This is a genomic window from Terrisporobacter othiniensis (genome assembly GCF_000808015.1).
GTDB classification, from domain to species: Bacteria; Bacillota; Clostridia; order Peptostreptococcales; family Peptostreptococcaceae; genus Terrisporobacter; species Terrisporobacter muris.
In genome coordinates this window covers 1-2196 of record NZ_JWHR01000085.1, presented here as the reverse complement: position 1 = coordinate 2196, position 2196 = coordinate 1, and the positions used below count along the sequence as shown (strand labels likewise).

Genomic DNA, 2196 nt, shown 5'->3' with positions numbered 1-2196 from the left:
ATTTCTATGAAATATAAAAAGCTTACTGTGATTACAACTTTGATGGACCTTTCAGACCAGATCATGGAAGAATGATATGGGGAGAAACTGGAAGACCAGGATACGGATTATATGATAGAGCTTTAGGAGCTGTATATATAAACGGAATAAAAGAAGCTATAAACAAAAGTAAATAAATATTTAAGATATACTATTCAAGAATTTCTATAGGAAAAGCTTATAGGTATTCTTGGATATTACCTTTATTACTTTGGGAAAATGTTTTTATGACGGTATAAAAAGGTATTGAAATTATATTACTAATATGCTAGTATACGAGTGTAATATTATTTGTATATGTGATAAGGCATAATTATGCATTTAAATGTTAAAAAAATATCAAACTGAAATTTATATTAATTTTATTTCAAAAAGAAAATTAATATAAATTTAAAGTGATATTTAAATAAAAGCAAATAATGAAAAAATGTTATTTGCTGTTGTTAACTAACAACATAAAAAATAGTATGACTTATTATCAATTATAAAATTAGGAGGGTTTAGATATGCAATCAGCAGCTAAATTAGAAAAAAATATGTCATCGGGGAAACCGTTTGGAATGGGTGACAAAGTCGGTTACATGCTTGGAGATTTTGGGAATAGTTTATTATTTAACTTTATAGGAAGTTATTTATTAGTATTTTATACAGATGCATTTGGGATAAGTGCAGCAGCAGTTGGAACACTTATGGTTATATCAAGAGTATGGGATGCTATAAATGACCCAATTATGGGAGTAATCGTTGATAAAAGAAAAGCAGGTAAAAATGGGAAGTTTAGACCGTATTTAAAATATATGGGTTTACCACTTGGAATATTTACAGTATTAACATTCTTAGTTATACCTAATATGCCAGAAAGTATGAAATTACCATATGCATATATAACTTATATAGGATTTGGGATGGCATATACAGCTATAAATATACCATATGGTTCATTAGCTTCGGTAATGACAACAGATCCAGTTGAAAGAACTTCATTATCTACTTGGAGAAATTTAGCAGCAACATTTTCAATGATATTACTTATGGTTTTAACACCTAAATTAATATTTGATGCACAAGATGTTGTATCAGTAAAAGGTTTTGTTGTAGCAGCAATAATTTATGCCATAATAGCTAATATAGCTTATCAATTATCATATAAGATGACAACAGAAAGAGTTATTCATGAAGCCAAGGATACTCAAGAAAAAACTAGTTTAACTGAGACTGTAAAAACTTTATGCAAAAACAGAGCTTTAATTGGTTTAATATTAGGTTCATTAGGTACTTTAACAGCAGTATTCTTACCAAGTTCTTTAAATGCATACTTATTTAAAGATTATTTTCAAGCACCTGGATTATTAGGTTTAGGTGGAATGGTTGGAATGATAGGTACATTTATAGTACTACCTTTAACAACTAAATTAGTTGCTAAATTTGGTAAGAAAAACGTTTCAACTTATAGTTTAATAATATCTATAGCAGCTTATGCAGTAATGGTATTCTTCCCAAGTAAAAATCCATATGTATATATGGGATTAAGTGTAGTATCAGGTATAGGAGCAGGATTCTACAATATGATCGTATGGGCTTTAGTTGGTGATGTTATAGATTATCAAGAATATATAAGTGGGAAAAGAGAAGAAGGAACTGTTTATGCAGCATACTCATTAGCTAGAAAATTGGTTCAAGCTATAGTAGGAAGTATAGGTGGATTTGCTTTAGCAGCTATAGGTTATCAATCAGGAGTGGCTACTCAAACTGCTGAAGTTGCTGAAAGCATAAGACTTATAATAACATTAATACCGCTTATAGGATTTATATTTGGATTTATTACTATGAAGTTTGTTTATAACTTAAGTAATAAAAAATTAGAAGAAATAGAAACTGAATTAGAAAGAAGAAGAGCTTAGTTAGTTTTTAAATATTAAAAGCTTGACAAATCTCATATATAAATGCTAGTATACAAATGCAATACAACTTGTATACTAGTATTAAAATGAGATTGAGGAGGATATTTATTAATGGAAATGACATTTAGATGGTATGGACAAGATGACCCTGTGAAAATAGAGTACATCCGTCAAATACCAGGAATGAAAGGAATAGTAACGGCTATATATGATATACCAGTAGGAGAAGTATGGCCATTAGATAGAATATTAGAAT

2 protein-coding genes and 1 pseudogene are annotated in these 2196 nt (G+C 28.9%); all 3 read left to right on the top strand.

All coding sequences use genetic code 11. The annotated features are described in order from the left end of the window. Positions 1–29: 29 nt before the first annotated feature. Positions 30–176 (top strand): annotated as a pseudogene (locus QX51_RS19970) (mannonate dehydratase); the annotation flags it as partial. 369 nt (positions 177–545) lie between these two features. Continuing rightward, a complete protein-coding gene (locus tag QX51_RS09285) occupies positions 546–1940 on the top strand; it encodes an MFS transporter (protein ID WP_039679636.1) in 1395 nt (464 codons plus the stop codon). A gap of 111 nt (positions 1941–2051) precedes the next feature. Then, on the top strand, positions 2052–2196 hold a 145-nt coding region (locus QX51_RS21660), incomplete at its 3' end, for a mannonate dehydratase (RefSeq protein WP_200886392.1).